9 protein-coding genes and 4 pseudogenes are annotated in these 19,974 nt (G+C 56.1%); 4 read left to right on the plus strand and 9 right to left on the minus strand.

Annotated features, from left to right (window positions below):
• The 4 genes from WT24_RS34235 to WT24_RS07860 form a co-directional block, all read right to left on the minus strand.
• On the minus strand, positions 1-1,706 hold a 1,706-nt coding region (locus WT24_RS34235; protein WP_257127447.1), incomplete at its 3' end, for an Ig-like domain-containing protein.
• Between the two features lie 311 nt (positions 1,707-2,017).
• Positions 2,018-4,537 (minus strand): TolC family protein, encoded by a 2,520-nt coding sequence (locus WT24_RS35245; protein ID WP_257127448.1) that lies wholly within the window; start codon positions 4,535-4,537, stop codon positions 2,018-2,020.
• A gap of 2 nt (positions 4,538-4,539) precedes the next feature.
• Entirely contained in the window at positions 4,540-5,787 is a 1,248-nt protein-coding gene (locus tag WT24_RS07855) for an HlyD family type I secretion periplasmic adaptor subunit (RefSeq protein WP_060032414.1), read from the minus strand.
• Positions 5,777-8,104: a type I secretion system permease/ATPase gene (locus WT24_RS07860; RefSeq protein WP_060032429.1), complete on the minus strand. Its 2,328-nt coding sequence runs from the start codon at positions 8,102-8,104 to the stop codon at positions 5,777-5,779. Before WT24_RS07860 ends, WT24_RS07855 begins: the two co-directional genes overlap by 11 nt.
• A 1,004-nt stretch (positions 8,105-9,108) precedes the next feature.
• On the opposite strand from WT24_RS07860, the gene WT24_RS32365 reads away from it, so the two are divergent.
• Entirely contained in the window at positions 9,109-10,320 is a 1,212-nt protein-coding gene (locus tag WT24_RS32365; protein WP_082742125.1) for a tetratricopeptide repeat protein, read from the plus strand.
• 66 nt (positions 10,321-10,386) lie between these two features.
• Here WT24_RS32365 and WT24_RS35250 read toward each other — a convergent pair.
• Positions 10,387-10,756, minus strand: a pseudogene (locus tag WT24_RS35250) (DUF3331 domain-containing protein); the annotation flags it as partial.
• 189 nt (positions 10,757-10,945) lie between these two features.
• Between WT24_RS35250 and WT24_RS07865 the strand changes: the two are divergent.
• Positions 10,946-11,269 (plus strand): annotated as a pseudogene (locus WT24_RS07865) (transposase domain-containing protein); the annotation flags it as partial.
• A gap of 195 nt (positions 11,270-11,464) precedes the next feature.
• Positions 11,465-11,905 carry a hypothetical protein gene (locus tag WT24_RS35740; RefSeq protein ID WP_060032420.1) on the plus strand — a complete coding sequence of 147 codons (441 nt, stop codon included), beginning with the start codon at positions 11,465-11,467 and terminating at the stop codon, positions 11,903-11,905.
• 54 nt (positions 11,906-11,959) lie between these two features.
• Here WT24_RS35740 and WT24_RS32375 read toward each other — a convergent pair whose 3' ends face one another.
• The 4 genes and pseudogenes from WT24_RS32375 to WT24_RS07885 all read right to left on the minus strand — a co-directional run.
• Entirely contained in the window at positions 11,960-12,799 is an 840-nt protein-coding gene (locus WT24_RS32375; protein WP_179949325.1) for a M23 family metallopeptidase, read from the minus strand.
• A 226-nt stretch (positions 12,800-13,025) separates the two neighbouring features.
• Positions 13,026-17,483, minus strand: a complete 4,458-nt coding sequence (locus tag WT24_RS07875; RefSeq protein ID WP_156441771.1) for an Ig-like domain-containing protein — start codon at positions 17,481-17,483, stop codon at positions 13,026-13,028.
• A 760-nt stretch (positions 17,484-18,243) separates the two neighbouring features.
• Positions 18,244-18,618, minus strand: a pseudogene (locus WT24_RS07880) (IS110 family transposase); the annotation flags it as partial.
• Between the two features lie 180 nt (positions 18,619-18,798).
• Positions 18,799-19,554: pseudogene (locus tag WT24_RS07885) on the minus strand (IS4 family transposase); the annotation flags it as partial.
• 52 nt (positions 19,555-19,606) lie between these two features.
• Between WT24_RS07885 and WT24_RS07890 the strand changes: the two are divergent.
• Positions 19,607-19,974 (plus strand): transposase (locus WT24_RS07890; protein ID WP_179949304.1); only part of this gene is annotated, 368 nt, incomplete at its 3' end.

Here is a 19,974-nt window from a genome sequence, read left to right on the forward strand (position 1 = left end):
GGCTCGAACGTCCACGTACCGTCTTCGTTCACCACCGTCGTGCCTACCGGTTCACCGTCAACGATCACTTCGATCGTCGCGCCGGGCTCACCCTTGCCGTCTAGCACCGGCGTCGCGTCGCTCGTCGTCCCGCCCGATGCGATCGGCACCAGCGTGTCGCCTGCGTTGTCCGTGATGTGATCGATCGTCGGCTTCGACGGTGCAGTCGTGTCCACCACCACCACTACCGGCTCCGACGGCTCCGAACGGTTACCCGCGTCGTCTTGCGCCACCACTTCGATCTGATGCTCGCCATCGGCCAGCGGCGTCTCAGGCTCGAACGTCCACGTACCGTCTTCGTTCACCACCGTCGTCCCAACCGGTTCGCCGTCAACGATCACTTCGATCGTCGCGCCAGGCTCACCCTTGCCGTCCAGCACCGGCGTCGCGTCGCTCGTCGTCCCGCCCGATGCGATCGGCACCAGCGTGTCCCCTGCGTTGTCCGTGATGTGATCGATCGTCGGCTTCGACGGTGCAGTCGTGTCCACCACCACCACTACCGGATCCGACGGCTCCGAACGGTTACCCGCGTCGTCTTGCGCCACCACTTCGATCTGATGCTCGCCATCGGCCAGCGGCGTCTCAGGCTCGAACGTCCACGTACCGTCTTCGTTCACCACCGTCGTCCCAACCGGTTCGCCGTCAACGATCACTTCGATCGTCGCGCCAGGCTCACCCTTGCCGTCCAGCACCGGCGTCGCGTCGCTCGTCGTCCCGCCCGATGCGATCGGCACCAGCGTGTCGCCTGCGTTGTCCGTGATGTGATCGATCGTCGGCTTCGACGGTGCAGTCGTGTCAACGATCACCGATACCGTGTTCGATTGCTCAGAGGCCGTCCCAGCCCCGTCGATCGCAACCACAACAAACTTATGCTCACCTTCTGCCAGCGCGATCGTCGGTTCAAAAGTCCATCGACCATCATCACCCACTACCGTCGTACCGATCCGCTTGCCATCCAGAAACACTACGATAAGGTCGCCCGGCTGACTGGTGCCGCCGATCACCGGCGTCACATCACTTGTCGTGCCACCAAACACCACCGACTTCGCCTCGTCGCCCTCGTTGTCCGTGATGCTATCAATCGCTGGCATCAGTCTTGTTAGCGCGTCTGCAGCGCCCCCGGTTGCCGAGGAATCAACTCTTGCCATGCCGGTTGAATCGCTGCTACCCGACACAGCGCTGGAAATCCCTACGCCCAACCCCACAGCCGCCAATCCCAGCAGACCCACTCTTGAAAGGTTCAAGGCCGACGAGCCAGCGATTCCACCAAGGTCGATCGCACTCTGCGTATCGAGAACCGCCTTCGCGGACGTGCCGTCTACCAATGCAGCAGCCTCATGATCGCCCGGCAAGCCAGCTGCAACGTACTCGTGATATGCCCCGTCTTCGCCAACGCCGAGAAGTTGCGCCTCACTGCCATAGAAATCTTCGATAACCGCAGATGGATGGTCCAGATCATCACCCTCAAGGCTCAAATGAAGGTTCTTGCCAACACGTTTGATCGTGATGTTCTCCGGCGCGTGTCCCGTCCTGTCATTCGCAAGAATGAACTGACCTCCCTTGATCGCCCGAATCTTCACCACCCCAGCCTTACCTCCGTGAAGGGTTGCGGTCTGAGTAATCGTCCTGCCGTCTACAACCGCCAGCGTTACAGTGCTCTTTACCAACGTCAATTCCTCAAAATTGTCGACGACCCACTAGGGCCAACGAAATCGTAAAAAATGAAATCTAAAACCTTGCGCATTGCTTTCACTTCCCTCGTCATTTTCCCGATCCATACACACGCAGAAATAAGACGAGTTCAGACCTTTATCGGACTAGACCGAAATTTGCCCCATCCTCTCCGACGCGGATTCAAGACAATCGTCGACCGAGCTTCCCCTGAAATTTCGCCTTCCTGGAGGCCGCGTATAAACTCGACCCAAAGGAAGGAAAGCAGGGATTTTCAAGGTAGCCTGCTATGCGCGCGTGCAGTTGCTCACCGCTTCATGTCGCTGAGCCACACCACCAAATTTCCAGCCGAGTAGTGCTCACTAAACACCGACAGGTAGCCGTCGAATCGATTTGATACTTCAGCGACATTGTTGGTGTAGTGCTCGTTCTCCGCCGTCAGCACATCCAGCAAGCTGCGCTTGCCCAAGTGGTACCATTGCTCGAAGAACGCCTTACGCACTCGATCAGTCTCGCTAGACAACGCACGATAAAGGTCCGCACGCTGCAACAACGTGTGAGCGTCTTGATCGGCCGCGCGCACGGCGTACTCGAGATCGCGGCGCTGTATTTCCATGCGTTGAAGGCTAGCATCCGCACGAGCACGAGCTGCCTCGGTGGCTGCATTTGCGGAACCACCGCGGAACGCGCCCCAGTTCAGCGTCAGCATTGTCTGCCACCCTTGCCGGCGTCCTAGCGTATCCTTGTTCAGTCCTCCACTCACTACCCAGTTGACTTGTGGCAGCGCGGACGCCTTGACTGCCTTGGCGTTGAGATCGGCTGCGTCAGCTTCAGACTTCACCTGACGCAATGCCGGGTGTTCTGCGACAAGCGACAGCAATCTCGATAAGTTCCCCGGTTCGATTGCCCACTCGCGCGTATGAGGAATCCATGCGATTGCCTCGTCCCCTACAAGCTTACGGAGTGTTAATTCGGCGTCTCTTACTCGGGCCTGCGCCGTATCATGCTGTGCCTCTGCCTGCAGAAGGCGAGTTTTCGCTTGGGTCAACTCACTACCTCGCCCACGGTCGACTTCAACTATCTCGTTCAACATCTTCACCAATGCCGCCATGCGATCGACGAACTGTTGACTCAACTCCACAATGTTGCGCTGCTTCGTGAGCTCGATTAGCGTAGTTGATACTTCTTGAGCCGACTTCTCTAGCGCGGCATCGTAGGCGCGATTAGCTGCCTCCGACAGGTGCTCGCGGCTCCCAATGACATTCCTGGTGCGCCCCCAATCGAACACGTTGGTCGTCACGTTTACCGTTAGCGGATTGTTAAACGAACCGCTGTTGCTACTACCACCGAAAGTGGCAGTGGGCGACTGCGAGCCGATATCGACCTGTGGCCAGCGCTGCCCCTTCACTTCGGCGACATCGGCGTTTGCCGCTTTGAACTGTGCATAGGCCTCGCTGACCTCTGGGCTGCGGTCAGCTGCTGCCTTCACTGCCCGCCAAACCATTTCGCGCAATTGCGTGGCCGATAAGGTTCTGCCGCTACTGAAGGTCGCCGGCTCGTTTTCCAGCCAACGTTTGAACTGGTCAGGGGTGCCACTCGTTGGGACCGCACGTGGTTTTTGATGACTAGAATTCTTAGCATCCGCGTTCTCGAACACCGAGGCAATCGGCTTCTGCAAATCGCCGTACGTGTGCAGCGGCAACGCAGAGCGGATCGCCTCTGCAGCATCACTCGTCATCAATGGTCCGTTCAATTGCTCAGCCGACACCTTGTCAGGCGCAAGCGCACCCGCGAGCATCTCCTGCTTTGGCTTCGATGCAATGGCTTCGGTTGCTGTCGCCACTACCGTATCCCACGTCGGCGCCTGGGTTGATTCTTCTACACGCGAGCCTAAAAGAGCCACCGGTTTGAATTCGAGTAACTCATCTCCGGCGGACCCCGCCGCACCAAGTCCCTGCCGATTACGCTCGGCGACCGCCTTGTGGATGGCATCAGACTCTGGCAGAGACACAGCTTCGTGCTTTTTTTGGTGCGATGCCGTGGGTGCCTGCGCGACTACGGGCGAGAAGACTAAAAGGCCAGATTCATTTTGATACAGTGCTTCGGGTCGCCCGTGAAGCTTCCTTTCAACTTTTGCCTCCGAACAGCTAGCCTTACGGTACGGTGGAGAAAGTGCGTCCCCTGTGCCGTCTGGACGCAAGTTCGCCCGAATCTGGAACGCCTCGTCGATCACTACCTCGTCCTGTGCCACCTTCGCGGATTTCGCCGGCTCGATGGTGGGACACAGTTCTTCAGCTTGTCGCGCATCAACTTCGATCAGTTGCCGATTCGCCACTTCAGCAACCCGAGCGGTTTGCTGCCGCCCCTGTTCCTGTTGACGTGCCGCCGCAGCATTAAACTCGTCTGCCAGTTGCTGAGCTTCATGCGTCTCGGCCGGACGATGGCGGCCGCCTGCCATGTCGCCTCGCACATCATCCGTCGCGCCCTGCATGGTCTTCTCTGCCCGAATATCGATATCGGTGGTTTGACGACGCCCGTGTATACTCCCCGACCCAACCGAGGCATCCATACCGAGAGTGGTTGCCTTGGTAGACTGGGATGACTGGTTCGCGCCAGTATTCGCCCACCCAGCTTTCGAATTGGCCGCCCATCCGGATTCCGGCATTTGTGAGCCAATCCAGAATGCCCTTTCGGCCTGCGCTCCATCGGGCAACACAAACGGACCCAACGCGAACAACGAAGACACCACCCAAGCAATCGGCCAGCGCTTGATTTTTCTATCGGGCTTCGCCGAAGACGCACTGAAATATATGTCCAAGATGCTCATGCTTAGCGCTCCCGAAATGCTTCACGCATCTTGAATAGCGGCTTCAGGAGGTAGTCTAGAATGGTCTTTTCACCCGTACGAATATCGACCGTCGCAACCATACCCGGCATAATCGGCAAAATTTTCCCGCCAGCACTCAGTGCGCTTGAATCGGTAAGTACCAGTACGCGGTAGTAGGTTGCGTCTGGACGCCCGGCAGCGGCCTTCTGATCGTCCTTAAGCGTGTCTGGACTAATATGTTGAACTTTGCCTTTCAGACCGCCATAAATGCCAAAGTCGTACGCAGTGATCTTAACCATCGCCGAAAGGCCCGGACGTAAAAAGGCGACATCCGCGGGTTTGATGCGCGCCTCCACAAGCAGCTGGTCTTCGAGCGGTACGATTTCCATAATGTGTTCACCCGGTTGGATCACGCCGCCGATGGTATTTACGCGAATATTCTTTACCGTGCCATAAACAGGAGCGACCACCGTTGTACGCTGAAGTACGTCCGCACGCCCCACCACCGTTTCACTTGTTTGCGCAAGTTCCAGTTCGAGCTTGATCAGCTCGGAGTTGGCATCAGCCTGAAAGCGATTTCGTCTCTCGACGATCTGCGAACGTAGTTCGTTCGACTGGCGACGCATGCGAAGCAGTTCCACCTCAGAAAGTAGGCCTCGAGCGGCCAGCGGCTCGGCCAAGGAGATTTCGTTTTGCGAAAGTGAATAGCTTTTCTCAAGGGCAGCAATACTGTCGTCAAGTGCCTTTCGTCGAGCGTTGTACGCCTGAGTTTCTTGCGTGACCACTGCTGGCACGGTTTTGACATCCCGCGGAAAGTCCAGCAGTTGACCATAAGCTTCCGCACGCAGACGCGCAATGGTTGCTTTCAGGCCAATTTGCTTCGACCAGGCTTCGCGATAGCTCGTCTCAGCGCGAGTCGGGTCTATCTTTGCCAGTATCTGGCCTTTCTTAACGATGTCTCCCTCGCGTACATCGAGCTGCTCTAGAATCCCCCCCTCGAGGCTTTGGATAACTTGCTCCCGGCTTTTCGAAATGATGGTGCCATCGCCGTGCGTGACTTCCTCCACTCGAGCGATTTTCGCCCAGATAAGCCCCACGACCAATACCGAGCCAATCACATACATGATCAGCATCGATCCTGGCGTCTTCTGTGTGAGCAACGACTCCTGAACGTCGTTCATGAAAGCTGCGTCACCGCTGGCCAGATCCGGCTTCTTCGACCACCAGCGTTTGAATGGATTAAAACTCATTGTTTTGCTCCTCCGGACACGGTCGTGGGCTGGAGATTGCTGCAGATCGAATAGACGAATTGGATGCTGCTACGGACAATTGTGTTTCCGGCGACACGCGACGAGGGCTCACCGTCGCCGCACCGGCGGCAACATTGCCCGCCCCGTTAACCGGCGTGGCACCCGCTTTCACGGTCGCGCTACGCGCAGCGACGGATCGCCGCGTGCCTACTTGAGGCTCTTCGCCAGAGAGCATGGCGAGGATTTTTGCCTTCGGGCCGTCTGCAACAACCTTGCCCTCCTCCATCACAACGATTCGCTCGACAAGTGCCAACAGCGACGGGCGGTGAGTCACCACTACCAACGTCTGCCCTTCAGTCGCTCGGGCCAGATGGTCCAGGAAGATGGACTCGGTCTGGCTGTCCATCGCGCTGGTCGGCTCGTCAAGCAGGAGTAGTTGCGGACGTGACAACAAGCTGCGAGCAAGAGAGACCAACTGCCGCTGGCCGCCGGATACGCCTTGACCACCTTCGCCGATCGGAAGATTGATTCCCTTCGGATGCTTCGCGGCCACATGGTCGAGGCCGGTCAGCTTTAATACGCGCAGAAACTCATCCGCCGAGGCTTCAGGTCGGCCGATCATGATGTTCTCGCGCAAGGTGCCATGAAAAAGTCGCGCATCCTGGCCCACATATCCGACCGCCTTGCGCCAGTCAGCAGGATCAATCTGCTGAACTTCGAGCCCGCCGATGAACATCTGCCCCTCGGTTGGGACATACAGACGTGCCATGATGCGTAGTAGCGTGGACTTACCACTTCCAATGCGCCCGAGGATTGCCACTCGTTCACCTGGTTTGATTGCGAGGTTGATCCCTCTGAGGATCGGCGGGTTTGGTTGCATGGGCGGAGCCGGATAAGAAAATCCAACGTCCTTGAACGAAATCTGTCCTGAGAGCGGCGGCTTCGGCAGATATTCGCGCTCTGCATCGCGTTCCACCGGCATGGCCATCAATCCATTGAGGGATGAGAGGGCCGCTTTGGCCTGCTGGAAACGGAGAGCGAGCCCCATCACCTGAGACAGTGGCGCCGTGATGCGACCGGCTAGCATGACGGTACCGATCAGAGCGCCTTGCGTAAGCGTGCCTGCATCGATCAGATAAACGCCGAATACCACTAAAACAACGGTTTGCATTTGCTGCAAAAAGGTGACGAGACTGGTTGCCTTGCTGGAAATCTTGCGCGACTTCATTGCCGACGCAGCCGACATTGCGCTGTAGTGTTCCCAACGACGTTGCATGTAGCCCTCGCCGCCCACCGCCTTAAGTGTTTCGAGACCTTCGATAGATTCGATCAGCACACCCTGCTTGAGTGACGCTTCCCGCAGGTTTTCTTTCATGATGCGCGAGAGCGGCCACTGCACCAGCATACTGATGCTGACAATAAACGGCACCATGAGCGTCGGTACCCAGCCGAGCGGTCCGCCGATTATGAATACCACTCCAATGAAGAGGAAGACGAACGGAAGGTCCGAAATAGCTGCGAGTGTCGCGGATGTGACGAAATCCCGCACCGATTCGTATTCGCGCAATTGGTTCGCAAACGATCCCGCAGACGCAGGCTTGCTCTCCATGCGAATCGAAAGCGCTTGGCGAAAAAGGATGGTGCCCATGACAAGATCGGCCTTCTTGCCAGCAACGTCGAGCAGGTGCGCGCGCACATGGCGCGAAATCGCTTCAAAGCTCATAGCCACGCCTACGCCGATCGCGAGCGACCAGAGCGTCACGTATGCCTGGTTTGGTACCACACGGTCATAGACGTTCATCGTGAAGAAAATACCGGCGAGCGCCAACACGTTGATCAATAGAGCGCCCAGAGCCGCACTGGCGTAGTAACGGCGGTAGCGCCACAGGGTCCGCAACAGCCAGTGGCCGGCAGGCTCCGGCGAAGCTTCTCCCGCACGTGTATCAACCTTGGCGGTCGGTTTGACGAGAATCGCGTAACCCGAATACATCTCATCCATTTCCTCCTGAGTGTATTCGACGGGATTCATGCCAATGTCAGGCATGATCACTTGGTAGAGCAGCTTGCTCTTAGCGCTCTTGTCCGGATTACGCCGACGTGCAACTAATACGCAGCCGCCAAACCTTTTATGGAGCAAGATCATTGGCATCACGTGCTCGGGCAGAAGCTGCAACCGACGATCGACAAGTCCAGCAGTCAAGCCGGCATTGACGAGCGCATCTAGCGCGAGTGACGGCGTCAGTAAGCCGACCTTGGGAAGACCAGTAAGCAATGCTTCCGGTGTCTTGCCATAACCGTAGCGCTCGCAAATCCACATGACTGAGTCGAGCAAGCCGTCAAAATTTGTGGCCGACTTCGACGGCCCTCCCGACAAGTGCTCGGGCATGACGTTATTTCGTGAAATTTGATCCTCCGTCGGCGGATTTTGAGAGTTATCTGAAGTCATGATCTCTATACGGTTTAACCGATCGCGGACAATGAGCGGCCATGGCGAAATGGATATCCGCCTCGGCATGCGATTGGCTTGAAATGAACTAGGGACCGCCTAGGGTAGGCGGCGGCACACGGGCACCTGATACTGCCTACACCGTTGCGACTTATATGGCAATGATGAAAAACAGGCAGATTTTGCGGAAATCGATGAGAGGGGGATATGCGACAGCGGATGAAAGAATGTCGGACAAGTACTAAATCCGGCACGAGTTCTTCGGCGGCTAGATCGGTCGGCCACCGACTTCATGGTTCGAAAAGCTACTATTGTGCAGGTAATAGATTGCGCTTTGGCAAGCGCAGCGACCTTGCACCGAAGAATTCATACTAGTCCGAGACGGTTTCATTTTTGATCGATAGTGTCTCGATGACCTTGCAACTAAAGTGGTTCCGCTCGGGATCGCGCGCCTCCTCGGACAACGACCTTTCGCAAGCTAAGGATGACGATGTATCATCGGACCGTGCGAGATACCCTTCGAAAACTTGAGACCGTCTTCGGATCATTGGGTCATAAGGGCTCGCTCCATTGAGGGTGTAGAGTGCAACCGGGCCCGAGTAGATAGAACAGGCCGCGGCAGGATTTGCGGTCTAATTCATCTTTACTTTACCACTGCCATTGCACGGCGTAGAACATCGCGAAATTCACAGGCGAACTCTGCTAATAACCCGAAGGGGAAGGGCTGCTGGAGTCGCCACGCAACGCTCTGTCACCATCTCACTCAACCACGCGTCGAACGGCGCCAACACCTGAGATTCTTCATGTCTCGATGCCCTGCTGAACGCCCCCCAGTCTCTAGACTTCTTCGCCGCTGCACGGCTCAAGAGACGTCCATGCTTCAACAACTCGCGATACGCTTTCGCGCGGCCATGTCTGCAAAAGAATTTGTCGAGGCTTCATCGATAGCCCGCCAGGCGCTTTGTATTGCGCCTGATAACATGGGTATCCTATCAGACTACGCGCTGAGCCTCATGAGATCGGGCGCGTACGTCGATGCCTATGCGGTATACAAACGAATTCACGATGCCCCACCGCTAAAACGCGCAAAGGCAGGCGCAACTTGGCTCCACGGCTTCGCGGAGGTATGTGGCTGGCTTGGAAGGGATCAAGAGTTGCGCCGGCACGGACATCGAGCTCTTGTGGAAGCAGATATTCGGTTCCAGCATGGCGAGCGCTGGACGTTGCCGGCCTTCCCCTCTCCGTTCGATCCATCGAATCGTACGCAAAACGTCATTGCCTATAGTTTGTTCGGCGCAAATCCCCGATATTGTGAGTCCGCCGTAATGAACGCTCAGATCGCTCTTGAACTGTTCCCTAGATGGACCTGTCGCTTCTATCTCGATAGGAGCGTTCCCATGCACGTCCAACATCGCCTGTCAGAAGCCGGGGCCGATCTAGTAGATATGACAGATGATTCTCGAAGGGCAATTCAAGCTACCCTTTGGCGCTTTCTCGTGATCGACGATGTAGCGGTTCGTCGCTTTATGGTGCGGGACGCCGATTCGTTGCTCTCTGAACGCGACGCTGCTGCTGTGGAAGAATGGCTCGTCAGCAATCGCTTCTTCCATCATATGAGGGACTACTTTACACATACTGAATTGCTGCTGGCCGGCCTTTGGGGCGGTTGTACTGGTGTGCTTCCTCGGCTTACCGAATGCATGATGACCTACTCGAATGAGCATGAGGGATCATCACGCTTTACCGATCAACATTTCTTGCGCGAAATCCTTTGGCCAACGGTAAGAGAAAGTATCCTGAATCACGATTCACTTTTCGGCTTTCATGGTGCTCTCCCTTTCCCAAGACATGCACCGGTACGCTGGCACGATACGCACTTTCACGTGGGCAGCAATGCTGCATATCAGAGCATTCGAGGCATCGCTTCTGTACCGGACGGGACGCAGCAGCGCATCGAGCTAATCTGGGACGGTGTTACGGATGTGTTCTACGACGCACCGGTCTGGCAGAAAGAATGGAGACTGGAATTACCCTTTTTCTTGATTGATAGGCTGGCGCAAGGAAATCTCAAGGTTTGTGTGCATTAAATTCAGCGTGCAAGATTCCGCCTCCATAGCCGCCGTCTGAGGCCCAATACTTCGGCTTCCCCCTCGAAGAGAGATCGCCAGAATCATCGCGACGGCGTTGCCTGGCGTCGAGCCGAGCAGTTGCGACGCGTCGACGCTGTCGCCGATTTCGGTCGTCCGGCCCAACAGCGCGCATACACTGCGCTTCCGAGTCGTGAAGAGTCGCCATTTCTGGTAACCGAATGGCCGGTGCATGCGTCGCGCCAAGAAATCATTCCCAGTATCGCCCGTGGGACGCTCAAGCACTGATGACCGGCATGCTCGAAGCGTCCCACGACAGCAACCGACCGCGGGTGACATGACAGTGCGCGCGGGGAACGCCCCACGAGGCGGGCGACATGCCGAGGCCTCCGATCGCGGCGACGGTCATGAGCCAGCGCGCGGCAGGGTCTTTCATGGCATTTATCTCTAAACGTTATGCGGTGCCACCACGCGCGGCATCACGACAGACGAATGCTCTGTTGCACCCAGCCGTTGGCCCATTCGGCGATGCCACAACGCGTGCACACGAGACCGGCGTAATCGCATCGAGATTTCGAGTTCCATTGTCCCATATTAGTTGAAACGATGTCCGTGAATCACACAGCTGAATCGCTGGTCGGCGCTCATCTACTACTGCCGCGACGGGCATGCGGAAATACACAACCTGATCGCCGAGCGAGCACGGCGCGGCGCCGCCCTCGGCAGACGGAATTGCTTGTTCGCCGGCGCCGACTCCGGTGGCGAACTTGCCGCCGCGATGTATAGCCCGATTGGCACGGCGCGCTTGAACGGCCTCGATCCCGAGGTGTATCTCGCCTACGTGCTCGAGCGCGTCGCTGACCATCCGATCAACCACTTCGACGAACTGCTGCCGTGGAACGTGGCCCTGTCACTGCCGTCTCCTGCTCACGTCGAACCGACCCGATAGCATTGCGACTCCCCGTCGTCGATCTACGCTACGGTGCTGATCGAGTGCTTACGATGAAGCGGCTACGAAAGAACCCGAACTACCATAGCGTGCCGAGCGTGTCGCAGTCGACGATTGACACTAACACGCCGATATCGTGGAACGCGAACAAGAGAATCTGAGTACCGTCGGCCACGCGGACCGGTGCTTCGCGATATGTTCGGCCTGACGCTCGACCTGCGCGGTGGCCGGCCGCGGCCGCTCATGGCCGTCGGGCAGCATGCTCGCGCAAACGTCGCTCGCAAATACGTGTTCGCCGCCCGTGACCTGCAGCGTCGCCCCGACGACAACTTGGCTCGCCCGATTCATATCGAGGCCGCCGAGCGCGGGCATGAAATCCGGCGCCTTCACGCCTGCTTCCTAGTCCATCAGGTCCGCTTCAGCGGACAGGCTATCGCCGAAGTAGAATCCGTCCCCATCATCCGCAGTTACGCGCGTCGACGTCAGCACGATGTCAACGAATTTTTAACTATTGGTGAAACTTGCACTTGGCCTGCACACTTGGCGCGTGTTGTTAATCTGGAATTTCACTCCGGAAATATTGCAAGCAATATGGGGGCCGGAATCGCCGCTCTGCACTTGGAGTGCCCTACCTGAATGACAACTCAACTACACTTCGCCATTAAGAGTCAACGCAAACACTCAATCCGCTCAACACTGTCTGGCGGCGTACCTGGCCGCCTGCCCAGCCAGCTTGCCGATTCCGAGTGATGTCCCCCGCTTTTCAAACACTGAGTCCACACCCTTGGCGACGGTGGGCATATTCGAGATCATGCCCAATGGGTTAACCGCACGACCAGATACGCGTACTTCAAAATGAAGATGTGGACCCGTGGCGACTCCTGTACTACCAACTGAACCGAGTCGATCTCCAACGTTAATCATCTGACCGGATTTTAATCCTGGCTCAAATTCCAATAAATGTCCATACAACGTCTGCACTGAATCGGCATGCTCAATCAATACATATTTTCCGTATCCTGGCTCAGTCACCATCACCCTGACGACTCCCGAGGCCGCCGCATAGACAGATGTACCGATTGGGGCTGCAAGATCAACACCACTATGCATGCGAAGCGAACCGTGTACCGGATGAACACGCTTGCCGAATGTCGACGTTGTGCGCATATGCCGTAGTGGGGCAGTAAGTGGCCTCCCAAAGCCCACACCACGGACATCATCAGTTTGCGGTGGCGACATTACGATGCTACGTTGTCGCTGCAAAGAAATCTTGTGCGCTTGGGCAGGCGTCGCATAGAGCGGCTCAAAATCATTGCATTTCAATGCAGCGGCGAATGCATTGTTGACAAAGGGAACGATCATCAAACAAGAAAGCATCAAGGACCCTATGAATAACCTGAAAGCAAGACCCTTCTTCATCCCCCATAAAAGCACTCTACAATTATCACACGCGATGACACGCCTCATTTTCATAATATTTCCAAGTATTATTTTTATAATTATAAAATTATACAAAATTTCCTCACTCAATAACATAACTTCGATAAGCCACTGCCACCCTTCAAAGCGACAACACATCAACTTCGCCAGTTAGAAATGCTCGGCACCCAGATAGAAGTACGGTAAAATTTCGCCTCCTAGAGTGGCCTGTAGCAGGTTTTTTTGAAATCGAGTATATCGACGCACAACATGAAAATTCAATACAAAATATAAACCCCGGCCAAACAAATAGCCGGGGCACCATCAATAAATACTATTAAATAATTTTATCAATATCCGCGCCAGGGGAGATCACGGAATTTACATCCATACGAATATACTCTGCACGCGCATCACCCACTACGTCACTCGGATTAGTTGGCGGATTCAATTGATGTTCACCCAGGTAACCAGCCGAAAATTCGGACAGATCGACCGGGCTAATGGCATCTCGATTTTGCTCTTCCGCCGTCGACACCTCATTTTCTGCAAAGAGATGTTCCGAATCCGCTTCGAGTACATCATACAGCACCATTGACAACGAATGCTTGTTCGAAGTATCGGATGCAAAATTCGAGTCGCTGATATCGTTCATCAAAAGCCTCGACATGACACTGGGCGTTTCCATGGGTAAATCGACGACCACATCTTTCTGTACGAGAACCTCGGCATTTGCCCATTGATTCACATATGAGTAGTACGTTACCCCATCGATCTCTAACGCACCCGAAAGATTCCATTCCCCTACTTCATTGCCGAGCAACCCCAGCAACTGAACTGTATCGCCGCCATCCCCATTCACCATCACTTGGTTGTAACCATTCGTAGTAAACAGGTCTTTAACCCCCAGATTAAGCACATCACCCACCGACAGAACAAGTGCGTTATCGCCACTCCCAGTAATATCAAATACCTCGATACCAGTAACCTTTTCCATCACGCCACCGTTCAACTTCGTGACATCGAAAATCTGATTTTCACCTGTAAGTCGAATTGCATCTATTCCCCCATTTCCAGCAATTTGCGTCACGCGATCAAACACCGAGACGTCTGATACCAGAAATACATTATCGCTCGAATCACCATAATATGAACTCGAATCCAAGCTCACGATTTGCGTCTCTGCAGGCGTCTCTGTCCCGGTTACAACGGACGAAGAAACAGAGCCTCCATCAAAGACAAGATCGTCAATTGAGATAATATCTGGCACACTCGGAGTGAATTGACCAACAGTTACCGTGAAATAGGAAAAAACCAGACCATCAGGCATCACAAAAGCGTGATCGAACCCCGAAACATCTACCAACAAAGATTCGTCCGCGCTCGGCGGATGAGCAACGATTTCACTGTATATGAGGTTACCGTTCGAGTCAAAAAACTTAAATATCACGTCCGATTGCACGTTGCCGAGGGTCATGCCAACGCTGTTCGCTGAGATATCGTTTTCGAGTGCGATCTTTACTGTGCCAAAAATAGCCAAAGCATTTGAGGAGTTACCCGCTCGGACATCGGACATAAATCCATTGCCAGTCAACGTATAAAATTTCAGTCCTCCTGCATTATAACCAGCATCAACCTCCGTAACGATTACACCCTTAGTATCGACGGCAGTAGCGGACAGTAGAGTCCCCTGTTCGACGTCTTCAAAGTCGACTATCCCATTCCACCCGCCCACGCCTGCTTTGACATAAGCATAGTCAGATGTGTTGCCAGCGGCATCCACAATGGCGGCCTTGATGATAGATGCCTCACTCAGCGTTGCTGTCAAAGTATCTGGGATCGTCACTTCGACGTAGCCGGCCTGAATGTCAGTATTTGTCAAAATGTACTCCACAGATCGGTTTTCCCAATCAACTTTGACAATGTCGCCGACGTTTGCTCCGCTCGAATTGATGCCAACGGTAACGGTATAGGTACCAAGGTTGATCGAAAGGCTTGAAGGAGCATCCGGTGCGACCGTATCAAGTGCAACCTCCGTTGTTGTAACCGCACCTTGAATGCCAGCGGCACTGACAACACGAGTCTGAATTACCCAACTTTCTACATGCTCGTTCTGATCAATTGCAATCCAGCTGCCATTCGCGCGCACGATTGCATCGACCCACGTAATACCGCCGTCCGTTGTGATCTGAATCTTCTCGCCGTCTGCCAGCTCGCCATTAACCGTTCCCTGCATGAGACGCCCAGAGGATCCGTCGTTGGTGAGGAAGTCTAGATCGGAAAATCCCGAATCCTTGCCAATTGCGGTGATCGGTGCTGTAGCGGTCGGCACAACCGTATTTACGACTACGTCCACCGGCTCCGACGGCTCCGAGCGGTTACCCGCGTCGTCTTGCGCTACCACTTCGATCTGATGCTCGCCATCGGCCAACGGCGTGTCGGGCTCGAACGTCCACGTACCGTCTTCGTCCACCACCGTCGTGCCTACCGGTTCGCCATCAACGATCACTTCGATCGTCGCCCCAGGCTCACCCTTGCCATCCAGCACCGGCGTCGCGTCGCTCGTCGTCCCGCCCGATGCGATCGGCACCAGCGTGTCCCCTGCGTTGTCCGTGATGTGATCGATCGTCGGGGCCACCGGTGCCACCGGCGGAGCCGTGTCAACGATCACCACCACCGGATCCGACGGCTCCGAGCGGTTACCCGCGTCGTCTTGCGCCACCACTTCGATCTGATGCTCGCCATCGGCCAACGGCGTGTCGGGCTCGAACGTCCACGTACCGTCTTCGTTCACCACCGTCGTCCCAACCGGTTCGCCGTCGATGATCACCTCCACCGTCGATTCCGGTTCGCCCGTGCCATTGATCACCGGCGTCGCGTCGTTCGTCGTCCCGCCAGGACCCACCGGCAACAGCTCGTCACCCGTGTTGTCCGTGATCCCATCGATCGTCGGCTTCGACGGTGCGGTCGTGTCCACCACCACCACCACCGGCTCCGACGGCTCCGAACGGTTACCCGCGTCGTCTTGCGCCACCACTTCGATCTGATGCTCGCCATCGGCCAACGGCGTCTCAGGCTCGAACGTCCACGTACCGTCTTCGTTCACCACCGTCGTGCCTACCGGTTCACCGTCAACGATCACTTCGATCGTCGCGCCAGGCTCACCCTTGCCGTCCAGCACCGGCGTCGCGTCGTTCGTCGTCCCGCCCGATGCGATCGGCACCAGCGTGTCGCCTGCGTTGTCCGTGATGTGATCGATCGTCGGCTTCGACGGTGCGGTCGTGTCCACCACCACCACTACCGGATCCGACGGCTCCGAACGGTTACCCGCGTCGTCTTCCACCACCACTTCGATCTGGTGCTCGCCTTCGGCCAGCGGCGTGTCGGGCTCGAACGTCCACGTACCGTCTTCGTTCACCACCGTCGTCCCAACCGGTTCGCCGTCGATGATCACCTCCACCGTCGATTCCGGTTCGCCCGTGCCATTGATCACCGGCGTCGCGTCGTTCGTCGTCCCCCCAGGACCCACCGGCAACAGCTCGTCACCCGTGTTGTCCGTGATGTGATCGATCGTCGGCTTCGACGGTGCGGTCGTGTCCACCACCACCACTACCGGATCCGACGGCTCCGAACGGTTACCCGCGTCGTCTTGCGCCACCACTTCGATCTGATGCTCGCCATCGGCCAACGGCGTCTCAGGCTCGAACGTCCACGTACCGTCTTCGTTCACCACCGTCGTGCCTACCGGTTCGCCATCAACGATCACTTCGATCGTCGCGCCAGGCTCACCCTTGCCGTCCAGCACCGGCGTCGCGTCGTTCGTCGTCCCGCCAGGACCCACCGGCAACAGCTCGTCACCCGTGTTGTCCGTGATCCCATCGATCGTCGGCTTCGACGGTGCGGTCGTGTCCACCACCACCACCACCGGCTCCGACGGCTCCGAACGGTTACCCGCGTCGTCTTGCGCCACCACTTCGATCTGATGCTCGCCATCGGCCAACGGCGTGTCGGGCTCGAACGTCCACGTACCGTCTTCGTTCACCACCGTCGTGCCTACCGGTTCGCCGTCGATGATCACCTCCACCGTCGATTCCGGTTCGCCCGTGCCATTGATCACCGGCGTCGCGTCGTTCGTCGTCCCGCCAGGACCCACCGGCAACAGCTCGTCACCCGTGTTGTCCGTGATCCCATCAATCGTCGGCTTCGACGGTGCAGTCGTGTCCGGCTCGGCAGAACTTGACTCCTTATCGTCCGTGTTGGAACCGCCTCCGACGAGAGGAACCTCATCGTCGTCCCCGAGCAACGCCGAAACGCCGGCCCCAACCAAACCGGCCGTCGCCACGCCCCACAGGACCGGCCCAAACATTCCGCCCGCAGGTACCGCCGTCAATGCAACAAACCCAGGGCTATCCAGCGCACCAAGTACAAGTGCGGAATCTGCTCCATCTACCAAGAAGGCGGCTTCATGGTCCTCTTGTGCATCAGCCGCAATGTACTCGTGATATGCCTCATCCTCACCAACGCCAACAATCTGGCCGTCACTGCCGTAAAAGTCTTCAAAAATTGCAGCAGGGTGATCAAGATCATCACCTTCAAGACTTAGATGGAGGTTCTTACCAACACGCTTGACCGTAATGTTCTCCGGTGCGAATCCCGTTTTTTCGTCAGTAAGAAGGAAGCGCGCTCCCTTGATGGCTCGAATCTTCACCGGCCCGGTCTTGCCCCTCACTAGACTTGCAGTCTGAATGATCGATTGACCGTCTACAACAGCCAGCTTTACTTTGCTCTCTACCAAAGCCAATTCCTTAAGTTAGTCGACAGGCCGCACGGGGCCAGCGAGATCGAGAAAATGAAAACACCAAGCTTGCTCAAAGCTTTCAATCCGCTCTCCATTCTCCCGATTCGCGCCTAATCAGGAATCAGACAAGTTCCGACCTTTATCGGACCAGTACTAAAAATAGCGAATTATCTTCGACATTCGACGATGACACCCCTCATCCAAGTTGATCTACACAAATAGAGCGACACTTTTAGATAATACAATAAACACGTGATGGCGCAGCCATTAATACCCCGACGGATTCACTTATTTGACGCAGACAACGGACTTCATACCTAATGAACATGACGCCCACTCCAATGAAATACAATTTCACACAAACCATTCAAATTAATTTAACATAAAAGCCATTGCATCCAAAACCGGCAAATTCCGGCATAAAGTTGCCATCGACAGGCGGCCATATCGTAAAGAAAAATAGAAACACTGCGGAACAGATCGCGTATGTGCTAAAGCAGACGAGCTTGTCCGCACCGGTAGTGGAGGTATGCCGCAAGAAGTGAATCAGCGACGCTGCCCTCTCTATAATGGACTGCTCCCCATAAAAACGGAAGTTGACGGACACGGATTGACCTCATCTCCCCATGTACACCATTGGCAGTTTTTGGGACTTGATCATAGGCCGCAAAACAGTCACATCTGGAAGTTGAAAACTCTGGGATGACGTTGTCATCATCAGGCTGCTGGATTGAGAGCATCGAAATATAACTAGTTACTGTCGAATACGATGCAGTGCCAGAACCGCTTGCTGGCTCGCAGTCTTCACAGCGACGGCTTTCCCGCCTGGATATCGTGGCGCTGCCGAGATTGCACGCGTCGGCGACATTGTTTTTGTTTCCTGTCACGAACGCATTGCGCAGTTTACCTGGCATCAATTTGCCTGATGGCAAAGCTCGGTGAGCCGGCGAGCCCAGTGCTGTGAGCCTCCGCACGCCTCCACGCCAATGAGACCGCGCTCATGATTGGCGAAGTGCTCAAGAAAATCGCTGCGAAGAAGCTGCTTGTCGAACACCTCACCGGTCTCCGCACCGATCCAGTGCAGTTCGAAGACCCGCTTGGCAATGTCTACGCCCACAACTGTCGGTTCCATTTGCGTTCTCCTGGTTGAACCAGGCTCCATTATGCGATGATGAGGCCTCCATACCATTTTTTCCGATTAGTCGCTAGAGCTCACGGATTTGCTTGGGGTATCGCTCAGTTCCAACGCCGGCACCACTTCTCGCCAGCACTGGCTGCTGAAAGGCTGCCGTCCTGGGCTAATGCCGTTCAGTTAAGGCACTTTGAGGTCCCGAACGGAATAGCGCTGCGGTAGGGCTTTAACCACACGGGGGCATTTATGCCCCCGTTGTTTTTCAACGATTTCGAACGCAAGCCGAGCATGCAGACGGTTGAGCCACGCCGGTATCTTGCCGAAGGCAGAGGTGGCAGCGGCCCACATCATTTCATGCTGAATGACGTGGAAGGCCCGTACGAAGCTGATGTCGGTCAGATCGAGCCTCGCTTCCCATGAGGCGCTGGCAATCTCGCGGCGAATCAGGTTATAGGCGATCAACGCGCCCCAGATCTCCTGGTCGACCCCTTCGACAGTCCGGCTACGCAAGGTCAGCTCCGCACCGAGCAACGACTGTTTCAATTCCCGGTAGCTGGTTTCGATCTGCCAGCGGCGCTCATAGCAGGCGACGATATCGGCCGGCTTGAAGCGTTGGCGATCGTTCAACGAGGTCAACAGCACACGTTCGCGCCCGCGTGCATCGGTCGTGCGAATCGCGCGGGCCTGCCAGAACTCTGGCAGTTCGGGAGATTGTTTGCGTGCCTGCGGGGACACGCGCATGCGTCCCATCGCATCGTCCAGTGTGCCGTCGATTACATCCCACCGCGTATGGGATTTGGCTGGAATCAGGAAGTGACGGTTGTGCCCATGCATCGACAGGCCGCACAAGATCCGAGCGGCCAGAAAGCCCTTGTCGAATACCGTCAGTGAGTTGTCCGGTATCTGCGGCAGCAGATCTTGGGCGTATACCATTTGGGCCTGTCAGGAATTTTGTGTTTAAGGCATAACATGCTCCCAAGGAGAGTTTATGCCTCGCAAACCGAAAGCCCAGCCGGTGGCACTGCCGGCGATTCCGGCCGAGCTGCTCGAACAGTTCGGCAACGGCCCGATGACGGCCGAAGCCATCAATGCCGCGACGCTAGCGCTCAAGAAGGCGCTGATCGAACGGGCACTGGGCGGCGAGATGAATCATCATCTCGGCTACCCTCCCGGTGCTGCCAAGCCGGCCAACGCCACGAATCAGCGCAACGGCAAAGGGGCCAAGACGGTTCTGACCGAAGACGGTCCGATCCGTATCGAGGTGCCGCGCGACCGCGATGGCAGCTTCGAACCCATCCTGATTCCCAAGCACGAACGGCGCTTCACGGGCTTCGACGACAAGATCGTCGCCATGTA

Origin of the sequence: Burkholderia sp. MSMB1078WGS (assembly GCF_001528895.1) — a bacterium.
GTDB lineage: Bacteria > Pseudomonadota > Gammaproteobacteria > Burkholderiales > Burkholderiaceae > Burkholderia.